The sequence below is a fragment of the Streptomyces sp. AM 2-1-1 genome (genome assembly GCF_029167645.1).
In the GTDB taxonomy this organism is placed as follows: domain Bacteria; phylum Actinomycetota; class Actinomycetes; order Streptomycetales; family Streptomycetaceae; genus Streptomyces.
In genome coordinates this window covers 3,802,935-3,821,975 of sequence record NZ_CP119147.1, presented here as the reverse complement: position 1 = coordinate 3,821,975, position 19,041 = coordinate 3,802,935, and the positions used below count along the sequence as shown (strand labels likewise).

The window sequence follows — 19,041 nt, the reverse complement described above, 5'->3', positions numbered from 1 at the left end:
TCCGGATGCCGGGGCGCGGCACGGCGGTCCGGCTCGCCGGGCGCGGGCACGTCGTACGGGACACGTGCGGGCCCCTTCCCGGTGGCCTCGAAACGGTCGACTTGCCGCAGATCGTACGTGCCGCACCCCGCCCGGACGGGCGTACCGGCGCGGGGGTCGCGGGACGCCCGTACCCGGGCGGTGCGAAATCGGTTCGCCACTCTTCGGGCGCGGGTGAGATCCTGGGATCCGTATGTCTACTTCCTTCGCTGATCTCCAGTCCCAGCTCGGACAGCTCTCGCTCCGTGACGCGCACCGGCTCGGCCGGCGTCTCGAAGGGGCGCGTCGCATCCGCAAGCCCGAGGCCCGTCAGTCCGTCGTGGACGAGATCGCGGCCGAAGCGGGCAAGGCCGCCGAACGGCTCGCCGCGCGCGCCTCCCGGCTGCCCACCGTGTCGTACCCGGACCAGCTTCCGGTGAGCCAGAAGAAGGACGTGATCCTGGAGGCGATACGCGACCACCAGGTCGTGATCGTCGCGGGCGAGACCGGCTCCGGCAAGACCACCCAGATCCCCAAGATCTGCATGGAGCTCGGGCGCGGGGTACGCGGCATGATCGGGCACACCCAGCCCCGCCGGATCGCGGCCCGCACGGTCGCGGAGCGGGTCGCGGAGGAGCTCGACACCCCGCTCGGCGAGACCGTCGGCTGGAAGGTCCGCTTCACCGACCAGGTGAACCCCGAGTCGACCTTCGTGAAGCTGATGACGGACGGCATCCTGCTGGCCGAGATCCAGACCGACCGCGAGCTGCTCGCGTACGACACGATCATCATCGACGAGGCGCACGAGCGGTCGCTCAACATCGACTTCCTCCTCGGCTACCTGGCCCGGCTGCTGCCGAAGCGCCCGGACCTGAAGGTCGTCATCACCTCGGCGACGATCGACCCGGAGCGGTTCTCCCGGCACTTCGGGGACGCCCCGATCGTCGAGGTCAGCGGGCGCACCTACCCGGTGGAGGTCCGCTACCGCCCGCTGCTCGAAGAGGGCGGCGAGGACGCCGACCGCGACCAGATCACCGCGATCTGCGAGGCGGTGGACGAGCTCCACTCCGCCGGCCCCGGCGACGTGCTGGTCTTCCTCTCCGGCGAGCGCGAGATCCGCGACACGGCCGACGCGCTCGGCAAGCGCAACCTCCGCCACACCGAGGTGCTCCCCCTCTACGCGCGCCTCTCCCACGCCGAGCAGCACCGGGTGTTCCAGCGGACCCCCAGCGGCGTCACCCGCCGCATCGTCCTCGCGACCAACGTGGCCGAGACCTCGCTGACCGTCCCCGGCATCAAGTACGTGATCGACCCGGGCACCGCCCGCATCTCCCGCTACAGCCACCGCACAAAGGTCCAGCGGCTGCCGATCGAGGCGATCTCGCAGGCCAGCGCCAACCAGCGCAAGGGCCGCTGCGGGCGCACGTCCGACGGCATCTGCATCCGGCTGTACTCCGAGGACGACTTCCTGACCCGGCCGGAGTTCACCGACGCGGAGATCCTGCGGACCAACCTCGCCTCCGTCATCCTCCAGATGACCGCGGCCGGCCTCGGCGAGATCGAGAAGTTCCCGTTCATCGACCCGCCGGACCACCGCAACATCCGCGACGGGGTGCAGCTGCTCCAGGAGCTGGGCGCGCTGGACCCCGCGGAGAAGGACGCGCGCAAGCGGCTCACCCCGCTCGGCCGCAAACTCTCACAGCTTCCGGTGGACCCGCGCCTGGCCCGGATGGTGATCGAGGCCGACCGCAACGGCTGCGCCCGCGAGGTGATGGTCATCGCCGCCGCGCTCTCCATCCAGGACCCGCGCGAGCGGCCCTCGGACAAGCAGACGCAGGCCGACCAGCAGCACGCCCGGTTCAAGGACGAGACCTCGGACTTCCTGGCGTACCTGAAGCTCTGGGACTACGTCCGCGAGCAGCAGAGGGAGCGCGGTTCGGCCAGCTTCCGCCGGATGTGCAAGCAGGAGTACCTCAACTTCCTGCGCATCCGCGAATGGCAGGACATCTACGCCCAGCTGCGCACGGTCGCCCGGCAGATGGACATCAAGGTCGAGGAGCCGACGGTCGGCGGGGCCATCCCCGAGCAGGCGGTGCACACCTCGCTGCTGGCCGGTCTGCTTTCGCACATCGGTCTCAAGGACACCGAGAAGAACGAGTACCTGGGCGCGCGCAGCGCCAAGTTCGCGATCTTCCCGGGCTCCTCGCTCTTCAAGAAGCAGCCCCGGTTCGTGATGTCGGCCGAACTGGTGGAGACCTCCCGGCTCTGGGCGCGCGTCAACGCGAAGGTCGAGCCGGAGTGGATCGAGCCGGTGGCCCAGCACCTGCTGAAGCGCACCTACAGCGAGCCGCACTGGGAGAAGGACCAGGCGGCGGTGATGGCCTACGAGCGGGTCACCCTCTACGGGGTACCGATCATCGCCCAGCGCAAGGTCAATTTCGGCCGAATCGACCAGGAGGCGTCCCGCGACCTCTTCATCCGGAACGCCCTGGTGGAGGGGGACTGGCGGACGCACCACCAGTTCTTCCACGACAACCGCAAACTCCTCGGCGAGGTCGAGGAGTTGGAGCACCGCGCCCGGCGCCGCGACATCCTCGTGGACGACGAGACGCTCTTCGACTTCTACGACCAGCGCATCCCCGAACACATCGTGTCCGGCGCGCACTTCGACTCCTGGTGGAAGCACAAGCGCCGGGACGAGCCGGACGCGCTGGACTTCGAGCGCTCCATGCTCATCAACGAGAAGGCCGGGGCCGTCACCAAGGACGACTACCCGGACTCCTGGCGGCAGGGGAAGCTCAAGTTCAAGGTGACGTACCAGTTCGAGCCCGGCGCGGACGCGGACGGCGTGACCGTCCACATCCCGCTCCAGGTGCTCAACCAGGTCACCTCCGAGGGCTTCGACTGGCAGATCCCGGGGCTCCGCGAGGAGGTCGTCACCGAGCTGATCCGCTCGCTGCCCAAGCCGATCCGCCGCCACTACGTGCCCGCCCCCAACTACGCGGACAAGTTCCTCGACCGGGCCGTCCCGCTCCAGGAGCCGCTGCCCACCACGCTCGCCCGCGAACTCCAGCGGATGGTCGGGGTGCCGGTCACCGCGGACGACTTCGACCTGGGCCGGGTACCGGAACACCTGAAGATCACTTTCCGGATCGTCGACGAGCGGCGGCGCAAGGTCGCCGAGGACAAGGACCTCGACGCGCTCAAGCTCCGGTTGCGCCCGAAGGCCCGCCAGGCGCTCTCCCAGGCCGCCGCGGCGACCGCGGGGCCCTCGGGGGTCTCCGTCGAGCGTTCGGGGCTCACCGGCTGGACCATCGGCACGCTGGACCGGGTCTTCGAGACCCGGCGGGCCGGGCAGCCGGTCAAGGCGTACCCGGCGCTGGTGGACCAGGGCGGGACGGTGGCCGTACGGCTCTTCGACACCGAGGCCGAGCAGCAGCAGGCGATGTGGCGCGGAACCCGTCGGCTCATCCTGCTGAACATCCCGGTCAACCCGGCGAAGTTCGCCTCGGACAAGCTCACCAACCAGCAGAAGCTGGCGCTGTCGCGCAATCCGCACGGCTCGGTGCAGGCCCTCTTCGAGGACTGCGCCACCGCCGCCGCCGACCGCCTGATCGCCGCCCACGGCGGCCCCGCCTGGGACGAGGCGGCCTTCACCGCCCTGTACGACAAGGTCCGTGCCGACCTGGTCGACCTCACGGTCCGCACGGTCGGCCAGGTCCAGCAGATCCTGGCCGCCTGGCAGGCCTGCGAGCGCCGTCTGAAGGCCACGAACAGCCTGACGCTGGTGAAGAACGTCGCGGACGTACGGGAGCAGCTGGCACGGCTCGTGCCGGCCGGCTTCGTCACCGCGACCGGGCTGCGCAGGCTGCCCGACCTGATGCGCTACCTCGTCGCGGCGGACCGCCGGCTCCAGCAGATGCCGACCTCGGTCCAGCGCGACACCACGCGCATGGAGAAGGTCCACGAGATGCAGGACGAGTACGCCTGGCTGCTGGAGCAGTTGCCGCAGGGGCGGCCCGTGCCGCAGGAGGTGCTCGACATCCGCTGGATGATCGAGGAGCTGCGGGTCAGTTACTTCGCGCACGCGCTGGGAACGGCCTTCCCGGTGTCGGACAAGCGGATCGTGAAGGCGATCGACGCCGCCGCACCGTAGGCCGTGCCGTCGGGGGATCCGGCCTGCTCACCGCCCTTCGGGTCGGTGAGCAGGCCGTCACGCCGGGTGAATTCGACCTGGCCCGCCGACCTCCTGTACAGTCCTGTTTCGCAGCCGGACGAGAGTACGGAAGCGAGAACGACAGCAAGGTCCTGTGGAGCAGTTTGGAGTGCTCGCCACCCTGTCAAGGTGGAGGCCGCGGGTTCAAATCCCGTCAGGACCGCACATGTCGAAGGCCCGGATCATCAGATCCGGGCCTTCGTGCGTTCCGCCTCCGTGACGTCCGCTTCGGCGGCCGGCCCGCCCGTGGGTCACGTGCACCGGGGAACGTACGGGCCGTGCCGTTCCGTCTTCCCGTCGGCGGGCCCCCCGGGGGCGACCGTGCACACGTGCGAAGCGGGACACGAGGTCCGGGCGCTGCTGCGGGCCCCCTCGGGCGGCGACCGGCGACCGCCGTCACGTCGGTCGGCACCGCCTCCGGTGGCGCCGGCCCGCCCCGCGTCGGCGCCCGCTCGCCGCCCGGAGCCCGCGACCGGCCCCGGGTGCGGGCGCGAGGAGGCCGTCCGGGAGCCGAGGGCCCCGGGGAAGACGGGCGAGGGCCGGGGGAGCTGAAGGGCGCTCAGGAGGCCGTGACGGGCGCGAGAGCACGTCTCCGGGGCCCGGCGGACCAGGCGGCTCCCGGGGAGCCCTCCGGGCGCCCTCGGCCGCGCCCGTCCCGACCACCGGACCGGGTGCGGAGACCACCCGGACGGAGGACCGAAGACCCCCGGTCTCCTGACCATCGGCGAGGCGTTCCGTCTTCTCGCGGTGGCAGGCTGGACGTTGGCAAGCGGCAAGCAGTGTGACGGGAGTCACTGAACAAGTTTTTGGACAGGGTGACTTTACCCTCTTCCTACAAGTGTCGAATTTAATATGTGCAATTGCACTCCACCGGAGAGTTCCCGTGGAATCCATCCCTCCGGTTTCCCCCGGCCCGTGCGGGCAGCTCCCCCGCCTCCGGGCAGACCCCTCCACCGGGCCGCACGGGGACCCACACGGGCGCCCACACCCCACCCGCACCCGCCGATGAGGCCGCGTGGCACCCTGGGTGGAGAACTCGTACGCGCAGGGGCGACACCGGCCCGCAAGGCCCGCCGCAGGGCGGAGCGCGACGTGACGGCCCGTTCCGTCCGGCATGTGCCGGCCGCGCCCGCCGGACGACCGTGACGGCCGCACACGCCTCCCGTTCCGACCGCACAGGCGTCCGGGCACAAAAAAAGACCGCGCTGGACCCGGCGGAGTCCAGCGCGATCTTGACGACGTACCCGCATCGCACAGGTATGGCGCCCGTTGGGGCGGGCGCCCGTCGTATGGAGCCAGGGGTGGGCGGCGGCGGTTGGGGGGCCGTCAGCTGCCCGGTCGTGAAGCGGCGACAGGGGTGTTTCAGGCCTCGCTGCGCTGCTGCGGAATACCCGCAAGCAGTGCGCGGACCTCTGCCTCGCGGTATCGGCGATGTCCACCGAGCGTGCGGATGGACGTGAGCTTGCCAGCCTTGGCCCAACGGGTGACCGTCTTCGGGTCCACGCGGAACATCGTGGCAACCTCAGCCGGGGTCAGCAGCGGCTCGGCATCAGGGGTGCGAGCGGTCATGAGCGGCCTCCTCGGGAGAACCGAACCATCTCGGTTCTTTCCTCTAAATTCTGCACCTTGGCCCACGTTGCCCGAAATGGCGGACGGGGACCGAGTCGGTTATAGGACGAACGGCTTGTCCTCGGCACTACAACTACACCATCCGTCCAGCCACGTCGGCCAAACCGATGGAATTGCCCTCCCAGGTGTTCATCAGCGACGGATGCCGATGGACCATGCCATAGCGGACAGTCACTCGTCAGTAACGATCAGTCACAGGGCGATCAGGAGCCACTGGACCCCCATAGCGCGCAATGCAGAGCAATCCGCCCATAGTTGGACGGACAGAGCCCTCCCGGGACTCCTTGTCCTATTTTGGCACGAGGGGTGGGGATGGGCGCAAGGGCGGCCTTAGTGCCGTCCGTCACGCTTGCGGCCAATCGACCGGTTCAGGACGTAAGACCTAGGACGTGAGCCGTAGCCCCCGCTCCACCCGTATCTTCCGTCCCGGGGGACATGCCTCACGGGGCGTCAGCCGGCCACCCTCACGCCCCCGGTCCGCACACCTGGGCCGTGGGCGGAACCCCGCCGGGTCACGCCCCGGCCCCGCGTCTCCCGGTGCACTCCGTGGGTTCGCGTGCGTGCGGGCATCCCGCGCCGGTGATCATCCGATCCCTCAACTCCCTTCCCGGTCGGGGCCGCCCGCTCGGGGCCGGCCTTCCTGGCGGAGGAGGCGGTGGGCCGTACGGGGATGGTTCGGACCGATTGATCCCCATTGACCGCCTCGGCAGGAAGTTGCCCACCTTCGGGCTTTTCATGCCGCTGTGATGCGATTCGTATCGCCCCTCGGGGTGACACGGGGTGAGGAAGACGCGATCAACCGGCGCTCCGGTCAGTTGGCGAACCGCAGGTCCCGCACCGCCCGCCAGCGTTCCGCGAGCCGGCCGTACGCCACCGCCGCACGGTCGGTGTCGCCGGCGCGCAGTGCCGCGATGCCCTCGGCCGCGTCGGCCGCCGACCGGTCCTCGGCGAGCCGCTCCGCCGGCACCGCGTGCACCAGCCCCGCGTAGTCCAGCTCGACCAGCGACCGGGGGTGGAACTCCTCCAGCCACCGCCCCACGTCGACCAGACCGTCCGCCAGCGAGCCGTCGTCCACGGTCTCGCGCAGGGTCCGCAGCCCCCGGGCCAGCCGGCGGCGCGCCTCCACCATCGGGGTCCGGTACCGCAGCGAGGCCGGGCCGCCCGCGCCGTCCGGGGCGCCGTACTCCCGCTCCCCGTCGGCGAAGAGCACGAACCAGCGGACCGGTACGTGCCAGACCGCGGTCCTGATCCAGGGCCGCGCGTCCGGGTTCCGCCGCTGCCACCGCTCATGGTCGGCGGCCTGCTGCTCGCGGATCACCGGAGGCAGGACGGCGTCCAGCACATTGGCCGAAAACATCTCCTCGAGTTCCCCCAGAGCCAGCCAGCCGCGCAGCCGGGTCCGCCACGGGCAGACGCAGACCATCCCGTCGAGCTCCGTCACGAAGGCGTCCGCGCTCTCGTGCGGGCTCACCCCGACCGGCGGCGTGGGCAGCAAATCCGCCAGGGAACGGCGGAGTTCGTCCTGGGCCGTGGGGAAGACGGCACGTTGCGCGTAGCGCGTCCAGTGCGCGCGCTCGGCCTCCGGGAAGGCGGCGAGCGGCTCGTACACCCGCAGATAGGACGTGTAAGGGACGAGCACCGAAGACACCACCGACATGAAGCTGATCGTGTCACGCCGGTACTCCCCCGGGGGGTGATCCACGGCAGAAGGGCGATCCGCGCGTGAGCAGCGCCTACGCTCAGGACCGGACGGGCCGGTCCTGCCGGCCCGCCGGGGCCTTCCCACCCTCAGAAGTCCCCTTCCAGTTCCGCCGCTTCGTACTTGGGAGTCACCACCGTGACCGATGTGACCGGCGTACCCGGCGCGCACGACGCGCCCGTGGACGTCCTGCGCACCCTGTTCCACTCGGACCAGGGAGGCCATGAGCAGGTCGTCATCTGCCAGGACCGGGCCAGCGGCCTCAAGGCCGTCATCGCCCTCCACTCCACCGCCCTGGGCCCGGCCCTCGGCGGCACCCGTTTCCACCCCTACGCGACCGAGGCGGAGGCCGTCGCCGACGCGCTGAACCTCGCGCGCGGGATGTCGTACAAGAACGCCATGGCCGGGCTCGACCACGGCGGCGGGAAGGCCGTCATCATCGGCGACCCCGACCTCGTGAAGACCGAGGAACTCCTGCTCGCCTACGGCCGGTTCGTCGCCTCGCTCGGCGGGCGGTACGTCACGGCCTGCGACGTCGGCACGTACGTCGCGGACATGGACGTCGTCGCCCGCGAGTGCCGCTGGACCACCGGCCGCTCCCCCGAGAACGGCGGTGCGGGTGACTCGTCCGTGCTCACCGCGTTCGGTGTCTTCCAGGGGATGCGGGCATCGGCCCAGCACCTGTGGGGCGATCCGACCCTGCGCGGCCGGAAGGTCGGCGTCGCGGGGGTCGGCAAGGTCGGCCGCCACCTGGTCGGCCACCTCCTGGAGGACGGCGCCGAGGTCGTCGTCACGGACGTGCGCGAGGAGTCGGTGCGCGCGCTCACCGACGCGCACCCCGGGATCGCCGTCGCGGCCGACACCGACGCGCTCATCCGCACCGAAGGGCTCGACATCTACGCGCCCTGCGCGCTCGGCGGCGCGCTGGACGACCGCACCGTGCCGGTGCTCACGGCGAAGGTGGTGTGCGGGGCGGCCAACAACCAGCTCGCGCACCCGGGTGTGGAGAAGGACCTCGCGGACCGCGCGATCCTGTACGCCCCCGACTACGTGGTGAACGCCGGCGGCGTGATCCAGGTCGCCGACGAGCTGCACGGTTTCGACTTCGACCGCTGCAAGGCGAAGGCGGCGGAGATCTTCGACACCACGCTGGCCATATTCGCACGTGCGAAGGAGGACGGGATTCCGCCGGCCGCCGCCGCCGACCGGATCGCCGAACGCAGGATGGCCGAAGCACGTCGTCCCGCCCGCTCCTGACGACCGCCCGCCGGCCGGCGAGACAAGACTCACCCCGGTCGGCGGGTCGGAGGCCCACAAGAGGTTAAAATCGCAGTTGACCAGCGAGGACGGGGCTCCTCACTGGTCCTGCACCGGGGCGCAAGACGCGGGCGGCGTACCGTATGGCCACGGAAGCAGGTACCGTTGAAGCCCTACGGGTACGGACTCTCATCCGAGGGGCCGTCCCGAAACATGAACGCGTGTCAAGACTCTGGGGCCGTCGAGCCCCGTCACCGAGGGGGTCGAGCCATGGGGCGCGGCCGGGCAAAGGCCAAGCAGACAAAGGTCGCCCGCCAGCTGAAGTACAGCAGCGGCGGAACCGACCTGTCACGTCTGGCCAATGAGCTGGGCGCATCACCTTCGAGTCAGCCACCGAACGCCGAGCCGTTCGAGGACGACGACGAGGAAGATGACCCGTACGCACAGTACGCAAGTCTGTACAACGACGACGAGGACGAGGACGAGGAGTCCGGTCCCTCGTCCCAGCGCCGCGGCGCTTGACCTCGCGCTGACACAACAACCCGGTCCGGGCCCGTCCCGGACCGGGTTCTGTGCTGTCCGGACACGGTGGGGTGGGGGTCTTCCGAGGCCCGCGCACGCACGTCGGGTCCGAGGCGGCCGGGATCCCTCGCGGGGGAGCGGCCGCGCCCGGGTGGCGACGACGCCCGGACGGAGCCTCCCGGGCGGACGGACGACCGCTGTCGCCCGCCCTCCGGCACGGTCCCGCGTGATCAGCGTGCGTAGTCGCCGGTCAGTTCGGCACCCGTGGCGTGGTCGCCGCGCTCGGTGATCTCACCGGCGACCCAGGAGTCGACCCCGCGGTCGGCCAGCGTCGTCAGTGCCACGTCCACGGAGTCCGCCGGGACGATCGCGATCATGCCGACGCCCATGTTCAGCGTCTTCTCCAGCTCCAGCCGCTCGACCTTGCCGGCCTTGCCGACCAGGTCGAAGACGGCGCCCGGGGTCCAGGTGGACCGGTCCACGGTGGCGTGCAGCCCGGCCGGGATCACCCGGGCGAGGTTGTTCGCCAGGCCACCGCCGGTGACGTGGCTGAAGCCGTGCACCTCGGTCGTACGGGTGAGGGCGAGGCAGTCCAGCGAGTAGATCCGGGTGGGCTCCAGCAGCTCCTCGCCGAGGGTGCGGCCGAACTCCTCCACCTGGCGGTCCAGGCTCCAGCCGGCCCGGTCGAACACCACGTGGCGCACGAGCGAGTACCCGTTGGAGTGAAGACCGGACGAGGCCATGGCGATGACCGCGTCGCCCTCGCGGATGCGGTCGGGGCCGAGCAGCAGGTCGGCCTCGACCACGCCCGTACCCGCGCCGGCGACGTCGAAGTCGTCCGGCCCCAGGAGCCCGGGGTGCTCGGCCGTCTCACCGCCGACGAGGGCGCAGCCCGCGAGGACGCAGCCTTCGGCGATGCCCTTCACGATCGACGCGACACGCTCGGGGTGCACCTTGCCGACGCAGATGTAGTCGGTCATGAAGAGCGGTTCGGCACCGCAGACGACGAGGTCGTCGACGACCATGCCGACCAGGTCGTGGCCGATGGTGTCGTAGACGCCCATCTGCCGCGCGAGGTCGACCTTCGTGCCGACGCCGTCGGTGGCGGACGCCAGCAGCGGGCGCTCGTAGCGCTTGAGGGCGGAGGCGTCGAAGAGGCCGGCGAAACCGCCGAGACCGCCGAGACCCTCGGTCTCGGGGCGCTTCGTCTTCTTCACCCACTCCTTCATCAGCTCGACCGCGCGGTCGCCGGCCTCGATGTCGACGCCGGCCGCCGCGTAGGAAGCACCTGTTGTCTCAGACATTGCCCGGGATCTTTCGTGTGGGAATACGGGGCTGGAGGGAACGCCGGCCGGTCCGGATCACGGACGACGCAGCGCGTCGGCCGCCGCGGTGGCGGCGGGGCCGGCGGCCAGCTCGGTCTCCAGCAGCTGCTTGCCGAGCAGCTCCGGGTCCGGGAGCTCCATCGGGTATTCACCGTCGAAGCAGGCGCGGCAGAGGTTGGGCTTCTGGATCGTCGTCGCCTCGATCATCGAGTCGATCGAGATGTACGAGAGCGAGTCCGCCCCCATCGACGTGGCGATCTCGTCGATCGACATGCCGTTGGCGATGAGCTCGGCGCGGGTCGCGAAGTCGATGCCGAAGAAGCACGGCCACTTGACCGGCGGGGACGAGATCCGGATGTGGATCTCGGCGGCGCCCGCCTCGCGGAGCATCCGGACCAGCGCGCGCTGGGTGTTGCCGCGGACGATCGAGTCGTCGACGACCACCAGGCGCTTGCCCTTGATGACTTCCTTGAGCGGGTTCAGCTTCAGGCGGATGCCCAGCTGGCGGATGGTCTGCGAGGGCTGGATGAAGGTCCGCCCCACATACGCGTTCTTGACCAGTCCGGCGCCGAACGGGATGCCGCTGGCTTCGGCGTAACCGATCGCGGCGGGGGTGCCGGATTCCGGTGTCGCTATCACCAGGTCCGCGTCGGCGGGGGCCTCGGCGGCGAGGCGCCGGCCCATCTCGACGCGGGAGAGGTAGACGTTCCGCCCGGCGATGTCGGTGTCGGGACGGGCCAGGTAGACGTACTCGAAGACGCATCCCTTGGGCTTCGCTTCCGCGAAGCGGGAGGTGCGCAGACCGTTCTGGTCGATGGCGACCAGCTCGCCCGGCTCGATCTCGCGGACGAAGCTGGCGCCGCAGATGTCGAGGGCGGCGGACTCCGACGCGACGACCCAGCCGCGTTCGAGGCGGCCGAGGACGAGCGGGCGGATGCCCTGCGGGTCCCGGGCGGCGTAGAGGGTGTGTTCGTCCATGAAGACCAGCGAGAAGGCGCCGCGGACCTGGGGAAGCACCTGGGTGGCGGCTTCCTCGATGGTGAGCGGCTTTCCGTCGTCGTCGGTCTGCCCGGCGAGCAGCGCCGTCACGAGGTCGGTGTCGTTGGTCGCGGCGACCTGGGTGGCACGGCCGTCCTTGCGCGGCAGGTCGGCGACCAACTCCGCGAGCTGGGCCGTGTTGACCAGGTTGCCGTTGTGGCCGAGGGCGATCGAGCCGTGCGCGGTGGCACGGAACGTCGGCTGCGCGTTCTCCCACACCGAGGCACCGGTGGTGGAGTAACGGGCATGACCGACCGCGATATGGCCCTGGAGCGACCCCAGAGACGTTTCGTCGAAGACCTGCGAGACCAGTCCCATGTCCTTGAAGACCAGGATCTGGGACCCGTTGCTCACTGCGATGCCCGCGGACTCCTGTCCACGGTGCTGCAGGGCATACAGTCCGAAATAGGTGAGCTTGGCGACCTCTTCGCCGGGAGCCCAGACCCCGAAGACGCCGCAAGCGTCCTGAGGGCCCTTCTCGCCGGGGAGCAGGTCGTGGTTGAGTCGTCCATCACCACGAGGCACGCCACCGAGTGTAGGCGAGGTCGACCACTGGTCCGAATTGGGGACGGAGCGAGCACCGGTGGCCGGGGCCGCCCGGACGTGCGCGGACGTGGAGCGGGAAGTCCGTTTCCGGCCGATCCCTTCGATCACCCCGGGTGATCACCGCCGCGCCCCGGAGCGCGCCCCGCCGAGCCCCCCGGGTGCCGGACCCCAGCGCTGCGGCCCCCGAGGACCCGGGGCGGAGCCGGTACGACCAGCACCGGCCCCGGCCTTCCGTCGCGCTGGGTGAGGTGGGCCGAAGGCCGGGCCCGGGTCCCCGCGGCCGTCCACCGGGTGGCGAGCCTCACACCGCGCGGGGCGGACAGCGGGCTCGGACGCCCCTGCCGACGCCGCCGACGCGTGCGCCCTGTCCGGATAACGGTACTGCTGTCCGCAGAACGAGACGCTCGTTGACACGGACACAGCGAGACGGCAGGCTCCGGGCCATGCAGCCCCTCGGTGATCTCTCGGTCACGCTCGTGGAGCGCCGCCACGTCGATCTGGGACGCCTGGCGAGCGCCATCTGTCGCTGCTCCTGATCCACCCCCCGGCCCCCCGCCGCGTCCTCGGTCGCCGCGCCGGCCGGGCCCTCGCCCGGTTCCGGGCACTCCGTCCGCGCGCCCTCGCCGTGCACCCGCTGACACCGCTCACCCGCTGACGCCCCGCAGGCGTTCACCGCGCACGCACGGGGACCAGCGCACGGACGGACGGACCCGGCACGCGTACCCAGGAGGCGTGTCCACCCCGGGCGTACGTGCCGCACCGCGGGGCACGCCCCCGTGACGCTCCGCCCCGTCCGCCGGACACCCCCTTCGTCCCCCTGCTCTCCCGCCCGTTCCCGTACGGAGCCGAGCGCGCCCCCACGCGCCGGTGATCCGGCGGGACCCCCTTGCCCGGAGTCGTCATGCCTTCCGACCAGAACGCGGTCCCCCGTCCTTCCGAGCCCTCCGGCTCCTTCCCCCGTCGCGCCTTCACCACCGCCGTCGGCGCCACGGCCGCCGGCGTCGCCGTGGGCGCGGCGGCCGGACCCGCGTCCGCCGCCCCGGCCGCCGGCCAGGAGAGGTCCGCACCCCACGAGGCGGTGGCCGAGAAGCCCTTCCGGGCGGCGCGGGGCAAGCACTCCCGGCGCCCCAACATCCTCTACATCCTCGGCGACGACCTCGGCTGGGCCGACCTGTCCTCGTACGGCGCCCCGCACATCAGGACGCCGAACCTGGACCGCCTCGGGCGCCAGGGCGTGCGGTTCACGGACGCGTACTCCGGCTCCGCCACCTGCTCGCCCACCCGCTTCAGCCTCTACACCGGCCGTTATCCGGGGCGCACGGCCGGCGGTCTCGCCGAGCCGATCGCGGACAGGTCGGTGGGCCTGGAGCCGACGCACCCGACGCTCGCCTCACTGCTGCGCGGCACCGGCTACGCCACCGCGCTGATCGGCAAGTGGCACTGCGGCTACCTGCCGGACTACAGCCCCACCAAGTCCGGCTGGGACGAGTTCTTCGGCAACTTCGGCGGGGCGCTGGAGTACTACTCCAAGCTCGGTCTCGGCGGCGAGTACGACCTCTACGAGGGCGACGCCGAGTACAAGGACCTCCGTTACTACACGCGCATCCTGACCGAGCGGGCGAGCGAGTACGTCCGGCGCGACCACGACAAGCCGTGGCTGCTGAACCTCAACTTCACCACCCCGCACTGGCCGTGGATCGCGGACGGCGACACCGAGGAGAGCGCGGAGGTCGTCCGGCAGATCAAGGCGGGCAATCGAGCCGCCCTCTTCCACAACGACGGCGGCTCGGTCGAGAAGTACCGGCAGATGGTCGAGGACCTCGACCGTTCGGTCGGAAAGGTGCTCGACGCGCTGAAGAAGTCGGGTCAGGAGGAGGACACCCTGGTCTTCTTCGCCAGCGACAACGGCGGCGAGCGCTTCTCCTACCAGTGGCCGCTCTCCGGCAGCAAGAGCTCCCTCCAGGAGGGCGGCATCCGGGTGCCCGCACTGCTGCGCTGGCCGGCCCGGATCGACGCCGGGCAGGTCAGCGACGTGCCGGTGTTCTCGCCGGACTGGACCGCAACGCTGTTGGAGATCGCGGGCGCCCGTCCCGCCCCGGCGTACCCGCTGGACGGCACCAGCCTCGGTGGCTACCTGCTGCGGGGCGAACGGGTGGCGGAGCGCGACCTGTTCTGGCGGGTGCGCGGCGAGCGCGCGGTGCGCCGGGGCGACTGGAAGTACTACCGGGGCAAGGGCGGCGCCGACCAGCTCTTCAACCTGCGCGAGGACCAGCGGGAACAGGCGAACCGGGCCGCCGAGAAGCCGGCGCTCCTCGCCGAACTGCGGGCCTCCTGGGAGCGGACCGACGCGGAGCTGCTGCCGTACCCGTCCTGATACCCGCTCCCTCCCCCGTCCCCCGTGATCCGCCGCGCCCCCTGCCCGTACCGCCGCCCGCGCCTGACAGCGAGCGGCGGCGCGGACAGGGGGCCGGCTCAGCTCGTCAGGGGCAGCAGCCCGCCCAGATCGGCGCGTTCGCCGCTCGCGGAGACCCGTGCGGCCTCCCGTTCCCCGGCCCAGCCGGCCCGTCCGGTGGCCAGCCGGACCCAGGTGAGGGGGTCGGTCTCGACGACGTTCGGGGGCGTACCGCGGGTGTGCTGGGGGCCGCCGACGCACTGCACCACGGCGAACGGCGGCACCCGCACCTCCACCGAGCCACCGGGCGCCCGCTCGGCGAGGGCGTCCGCGAGCAGCCGGGTGGCGGCGGCCAGGGCCTGCCGGTCGTACGGGATGTCCAGGCCGGTCGCGGCGTTCAGGTCGTCCGTGGACACGATCAACTCGACGGTCCGGGTGACCAGGTGGTCGCCCAGCCGCATCGAACCGGCCGGGGTGGCCACCAGCCGGTCGGGCGAGGCCGAGGCCACCGCCGCCGCGAAGCCGGCCGCGACCTCGTCGAAGAGCAGGGCCGGATCGGGGTGGCACGCGGCGAGGGCGCGCGTCTCCTCGTCGGTCCGGTCGGCCCGCGCCGCGGGCATGAGCACCCACGCGACCGGGGTCAACTCCGGCTTGGCGCCGCGCGGCTCGGGCAGCTCCAGACTCCGGCTGACGGAGGAGAGCGCCGTCGCGAGACGGACGGTGAGTTCGCGCACGGTCCGGTCGCCGGGCCGGGCCGGCAGCGCGAGCTGCTCGGGGGAGAGCCCGGCCACCGCCCGGCGGACCTGTGCGAACTGGTCCAGTACGGCGGTCCGGGTGCGGTCGGGGTCGTAGCGGCGGGCGCGCTTGCGTGACGGCGGCATGGCACCGAGCGTACGGCTGCCGAAGGGCGTCCCCGCCCACGGCGTCCGGCGCCCCGTCCTTAGGGACGACCCGGCCCCGGACAACGCGCTGCCCCCGCCCGGCGGACCGGACGGGGGCAGCGGCGTACGTGCCTCGGGAGGAAGGCCCCAGGAGGGCTCAGGGGGGAGGACTCAGGCGAGGAGCGCCGGAATCGTTCCCTCGTGCGCCGTCCGCAGCTCGTCCAGCGGGATGCTGAACTCACCCTGCACCTCGATCTCCTCGCCGTCCACGACACCGATGCGGGTGACGGGCAGACCCCGCGCCCCGCACATGTCGTTGAAGCGGAGTTCCTCGCTCCGCGGCACCGAGACGACCGCGCGCCCCGCCGACTCGGAGAAGAGGAAGGTGAACGCGTCCAGACCGTCCGGGACGACCAGCCGGGCGCCCTTCCCGCCGCGCAGGCAGGACTCGGTGACCGCCTGGACGAGACCGCCGTCGGAGAGGTCGTGCGCGGCGTCGATCATGCCGTCGCGCGAGGCCGAGATGAGGATCTCCCCGAGGAGCTTCTCGCGGCCCAGGTCGACCTTGGGCGGCATCCCGCCGAGGTGCTGGTGGACGACCTCGGACCAGGCCGAGCCGCCGAACTCCTCGTGCGTGTCGCCGAGCAGGTAGAGCAGCTGCCCCTCCTGCGCGAACGCGACCGGGGTGCGCCGGGTGACGTCGTCGATCACACCGAGCACGGCCACGACCGGCGTCGGGTGGATCGCCGTGTCACCGGTCTGGTTGTAGAGCGAGACGTTGCCGCCGGTGACCGGGGTACCCAGCTCCAGGCAGCCGTCCGCGAGACCGCGGGTGGCCTCGGCGAACTGCCACATGACGTCCGGGTCCTCGGGCGAACCGAAGTTCAGGCAGTCCGAGATCGCGAGCGGCTTGGCGCCGGATGCGGCGACGTTGCGGTAGGACTCCGCCAGCGCGAGCTGGGCGCCGGTGTACGGGTCGAGCTTCGCGTAGCGGCCGTTGCCGTCGGTCGCCATGGCCACACCGAGGTTGGTCTCCTCGTCGATGCGGACCATGCCGGCGTCCTCGGGCATCGCGAGCACCGTGTTGCCCTGCACGAACCGGTCGTACTGGTCCGTGATCCACGTCTTCGACGCCTGGTTCGGCGAGGAGACGAGCTGGAGCACCTGCGCGCGCAGTTCGTCGCCGTTCGCCGGGCGGGCGAGCTTGCCCGCGTCGTCGGCCTGGAGCGCGTCCTGCCAGGAGGGACGGGCGAAGGGGCGGTGGTAGGTCGGGCCCTCGTGCGCGACGGACCGCGGCGGAACGTCCACGATCTGCTCGCCGTGCCAGAAGATCTCCAGCTGCGAGCCCTCGGTCACCTCACCGATGACGGTGGCGATGACGTCCCACTTCTCGCAGATCTCCAGGAAGCGGTCCACGTGCTGCGGCTCGACGATCGCGCACATGCGCTCCTGCGACTCGCTCATGAGGATTTCCTCGGGCGAGAGGGAGGAGTCGCGCAGCGGCACGGTGTCCAGCTCGACGCGCATGCCGCCGGAGCCGGCGGAGGCCAGCTCGGACGTGGCGCAGGAGAGCCCGGCGCCGCCGAGGTCCTGGATGCCCGCGACGAGCTTCTCCTTGAAGATCTCCAGGGTGCACTCGATGAGGAGCTTCTCCTGGAAGGGGTCGCCGACCTGGACGGCCGGGCGCTTCGCGGGACCCGTCGACTCGAAGGTCTCGGACGCGAGGACCGAGACGCCGCCGATGCCGTCGCCGCCGGTGCGGGCACCGTAGAGGATGACCTTGTTGCCGGGGCCGGAGGCCTGCGCGAGGTGGATGTCCTCGTGCTTCATCACGCCGATGCAGCCGGCGTTGACGAGCGGGTTGCCCTGGTAGCAGGCGTCGAAGACGACCTCGCCGCCGATGTTCGGCAGGCCGAGGCAGTTGCCGTAGCCGCCGATTCCCGCGACGACGCCCGGCAGGACGCGCTTGGTGTCGGGGTGGTCGGCCGCACCGAAGCGCAGCGGGTCGACGACCGCGATCGGGCGGGCACCCATGGCGAGGATGTCGCGCACGATGCCGCCGACGCCGGTCGCCGCGCCCTGGTAGGGCTCGATGTACGACGGGTGGTTGTGCGACTCGACCTTGAAGGTGACCGCGTAACCCTGGCCGACGTCGACCACACCGGCGTTCTCGCCGATGCCGACGAGCATCGCGTCGTTGGCCGGGACCTTCTCGCCGAACTGCTTGAGGTGGACCTTGCTGCTCTTGTAGGAGCAGTGCTCGGACCACATCACCGAGTACATGGCGAGCTCGGCACCGGTGGGACGGCGGCCCAGGATCTCGCGGATCCGGGCGTACTCGTCCTCCTTGAGGCCGAGTTCCTTCCAGGGCTGCTCGTCGTCCGGGGTCTCGGCCGCGTGCTTGACCGTATCCAGGCTCATGCGTTGACCAGCTTCTTGATGATCGAGGTGAAGAAACCGAGGCCGTCCGTGCCGCCGGTGCCGACCAGCGGCTCCACCGCGTGCTCGGGGTGCGGCATGAGGCCGACGACGTTGCCGGCGGCGTTGCTGATGCCGGCGATGTCACGGAGCGAGCCGTTGGGGTTCACGTCGACGTAGCGGAACGCGACGCGGCCCTCGGCCTCCAGCTCGTCGAGCGTGCGCTCGTCGGCGGTGTACCGGCCGTCCATGTTCTTCAGCGGTACGGAGATCTCCTGGCCGTCCGCGTAGTCCGCGGTCCAGGCCGTCCCCGCGTTCTCCACCCGCAGCTTCTGGTCGCGGCAGATGAAGTGGAGGTGGTTGTTGCGCAGCATCGCGCCGGGCAGCAGGTGCGCCTCGGTCAGGATCTGGAAGCCGTTGCAGATGCCGAGGACCGGCATGCCGGCCTTCGCCTGCTCGATGATCGGCTCCATGACCGGCGAGAACCGGGAGATGGCCCCGGCGCGCAGGTAGTCGCCGTAGGAGAAGCCGCCCGCGAGAACGACCGCGTCGACCTGGTGCAGGTCCTTGTCGCGGTGCCACAGCGACACGGGTTCGGCCCCGGCGACCCGGACCGCGCGCAGCGCGTCCTGGTCGTCGAGGGTGCCGGGGAAAGTGACGACGCCGATACGAGCGGTCACTTCGCGGCCTCCTCGGACTCCACCTTCACGACGAAGTCCTCGATGACGGTGTTCGCGAGGAAGGTCTCGGCGAGTTCGTTGATCCGGGCCAGGGCGGCATCGTCGACCGGCCCTTCGACCTGAAGCTCGAAACGCTTCCCCTGGCGTACGTCGGCGATTCCCTCGAAGCCGAGACGGGGCAGTGCGCGCTGCACCGCCTGTCCCTGCGGGTCGAGGATCTCCGGCTTGAGCATGACGTCGACTACGACGCGTGCCACTGGCACTCCCAATGGTGTGGTGCGGCTGGTTCTCCGGGGGGTTCCCCAGACCCCCGCGGGTCCTGTCAGCGTACCTGGCGGAAAGTTCTACGCGGGTAGACAAGGTCCCGCGGAGCACGCGCGGATATCGATCACCACCACTCCGGGGAAAAGTCCGGGGAAA

The 19,041-nt window shown here is 71.1% G+C and carries 13 protein-coding genes and 1 tRNA gene; 6 read left to right on the top strand and 8 right to left on the bottom strand.

Annotation, left to right across the window (positions count from 1 at the left end):
• Positions 1 to 232: 232 nt before the first annotated feature.
• Both hrpA and PZB77_RS16595 read left to right on the top strand, forming a co-directional pair.
• The gene (gene hrpA, locus PZB77_RS16600; RefSeq protein ID WP_275493380.1) at positions 233 to 4,174 is read left to right on the top strand and encodes an ATP-dependent RNA helicase HrpA; all 3,942 of its coding nucleotides are present in this window, start codon (positions 233 to 235) and stop codon (positions 4,172 to 4,174) included.
• A 148-nt stretch (positions 4,175 to 4,322) separates the two neighbouring features.
• Positions 4,323 to 4,397 (top strand) — tRNA-Asp (locus PZB77_RS16595).
• A 1,199-nt stretch (positions 4,398 to 5,596) separates the two neighbouring features.
• Here the strand turns inward: PZB77_RS16595 and bldC are convergent.
• Together bldC and PZB77_RS16585 are read right to left on the bottom strand one after the other, a co-directional pair.
• Positions 5,597 to 5,803 carry a developmental transcriptional regulator BldC gene (gene bldC, locus PZB77_RS16590; RefSeq protein ID WP_003949541.1) on the bottom strand — a complete coding sequence of 69 codons (207 nt, stop codon included), beginning with the start codon at positions 5,801 to 5,803 and terminating at the stop codon, positions 5,597 to 5,599.
• Between the two features lie 871 nt (positions 5,804 to 6,674).
• Complete coding sequence (locus PZB77_RS16585; protein WP_275493379.1) at positions 6,675 to 7,520, bottom strand: hypothetical protein; 846 nt, start codon at positions 7,518 to 7,520, stop codon at positions 6,675 to 6,677.
• A 180-nt stretch (positions 7,521 to 7,700) separates the two neighbouring features.
• On the opposite strand from PZB77_RS16585, the gene PZB77_RS16580 reads away from it, so the two are divergent.
• Together PZB77_RS16580 and PZB77_RS16575 are read left to right on the top strand one after the other, a co-directional pair.
• Positions 7,701 to 8,819: a Glu/Leu/Phe/Val dehydrogenase dimerization domain-containing protein gene (locus tag PZB77_RS16580; protein ID WP_275493378.1), complete on the top strand. Its 1,119-nt coding sequence runs from the start codon at positions 7,701 to 7,703 to the stop codon at positions 8,817 to 8,819.
• 270 nt (positions 8,820 to 9,089) lie between these two features.
• Complete coding sequence (locus PZB77_RS16575; RefSeq protein ID WP_275493377.1) at positions 9,090 to 9,341, top strand: DUF3073 domain-containing protein; 252 nt, start codon at positions 9,090 to 9,092, stop codon at positions 9,339 to 9,341.
• A gap of 230 nt (positions 9,342 to 9,571) precedes the next feature.
• Here the strand turns inward: PZB77_RS16575 and purM are convergent, their stop codons facing one another.
• Entirely contained in the window at positions 9,572 to 10,645 is a 1,074-nt protein-coding gene (purM, locus tag PZB77_RS16570) for a phosphoribosylformylglycinamidine cyclo-ligase (protein WP_275493376.1), read from the bottom strand.
• 57 nt (positions 10,646 to 10,702) lie between these two features.
• Positions 10,703 to 12,229: an amidophosphoribosyltransferase gene (gene purF, locus PZB77_RS16565; protein WP_275493374.1), complete on the bottom strand. Its 1,527-nt coding sequence runs from the start codon at positions 12,227 to 12,229 to the stop codon at positions 10,703 to 10,705.
• A 464-nt stretch (positions 12,230 to 12,693) separates the two neighbouring features.
• Between purF and PZB77_RS31260 the strand changes: the two genes are divergently transcribed.
• Together PZB77_RS31260 and PZB77_RS16560 are read left to right on the top strand one after the other, a co-directional pair.
• The gene (locus PZB77_RS31260) at positions 12,694 to 12,786 is read left to right on the top strand and encodes a putative leader peptide (protein WP_327269069.1); all 93 of its coding nucleotides are present in this window, start codon (positions 12,694 to 12,696) and stop codon (positions 12,784 to 12,786) included.
• Positions 12,787 to 13,151: 365 nt separating this feature from the next.
• Positions 13,152 to 14,624: a sulfatase-like hydrolase/transferase gene (locus tag PZB77_RS16560; protein ID WP_275493373.1), complete on the top strand. Its 1,473-nt coding sequence runs from the start codon at positions 13,152 to 13,154 to the stop codon at positions 14,622 to 14,624.
• Positions 14,625 to 14,722: 98 nt separating this feature from the next.
• Here the strand turns inward: PZB77_RS16560 and PZB77_RS16555 are convergent, their stop codons facing one another.
• The 4 genes from PZB77_RS16555 to purS form a co-directional block, all read right to left on the bottom strand.
• Complete coding sequence (locus PZB77_RS16555; protein ID WP_275493372.1) at positions 14,723 to 15,523, bottom strand: sterol carrier family protein; 801 nt, start codon at positions 15,521 to 15,523, stop codon at positions 14,723 to 14,725.
• Between the two features lie 171 nt (positions 15,524 to 15,694).
• A complete protein-coding gene (purL, locus tag PZB77_RS16550; RefSeq protein WP_275493371.1) occupies positions 15,695 to 17,944 on the bottom strand; it encodes a phosphoribosylformylglycinamidine synthase subunit PurL in 2,250 nt (749 codons plus the stop codon).
• Positions 17,941 to 18,621 (bottom strand): phosphoribosylformylglycinamidine synthase subunit PurQ, encoded by a 681-nt coding sequence (gene purQ / locus PZB77_RS16545; protein WP_275493370.1) that lies wholly within the window; start codon positions 18,619 to 18,621, stop codon positions 17,941 to 17,943. The genes purL and purQ overlap by 4 nt, the downstream gene beginning before the upstream one ends.
• Positions 18,618 to 18,878, bottom strand: coding sequence for a phosphoribosylformylglycinamidine synthase subunit PurS (gene purS, locus PZB77_RS16540; RefSeq protein ID WP_266706271.1), 261 nt, complete (start codon positions 18,876 to 18,878; stop codon positions 18,618 to 18,620). The genes purQ and purS overlap by 4 nt, the downstream gene beginning before the upstream one ends.
• Positions 18,879 to 19,041: the final 163 nt, after the last annotated feature.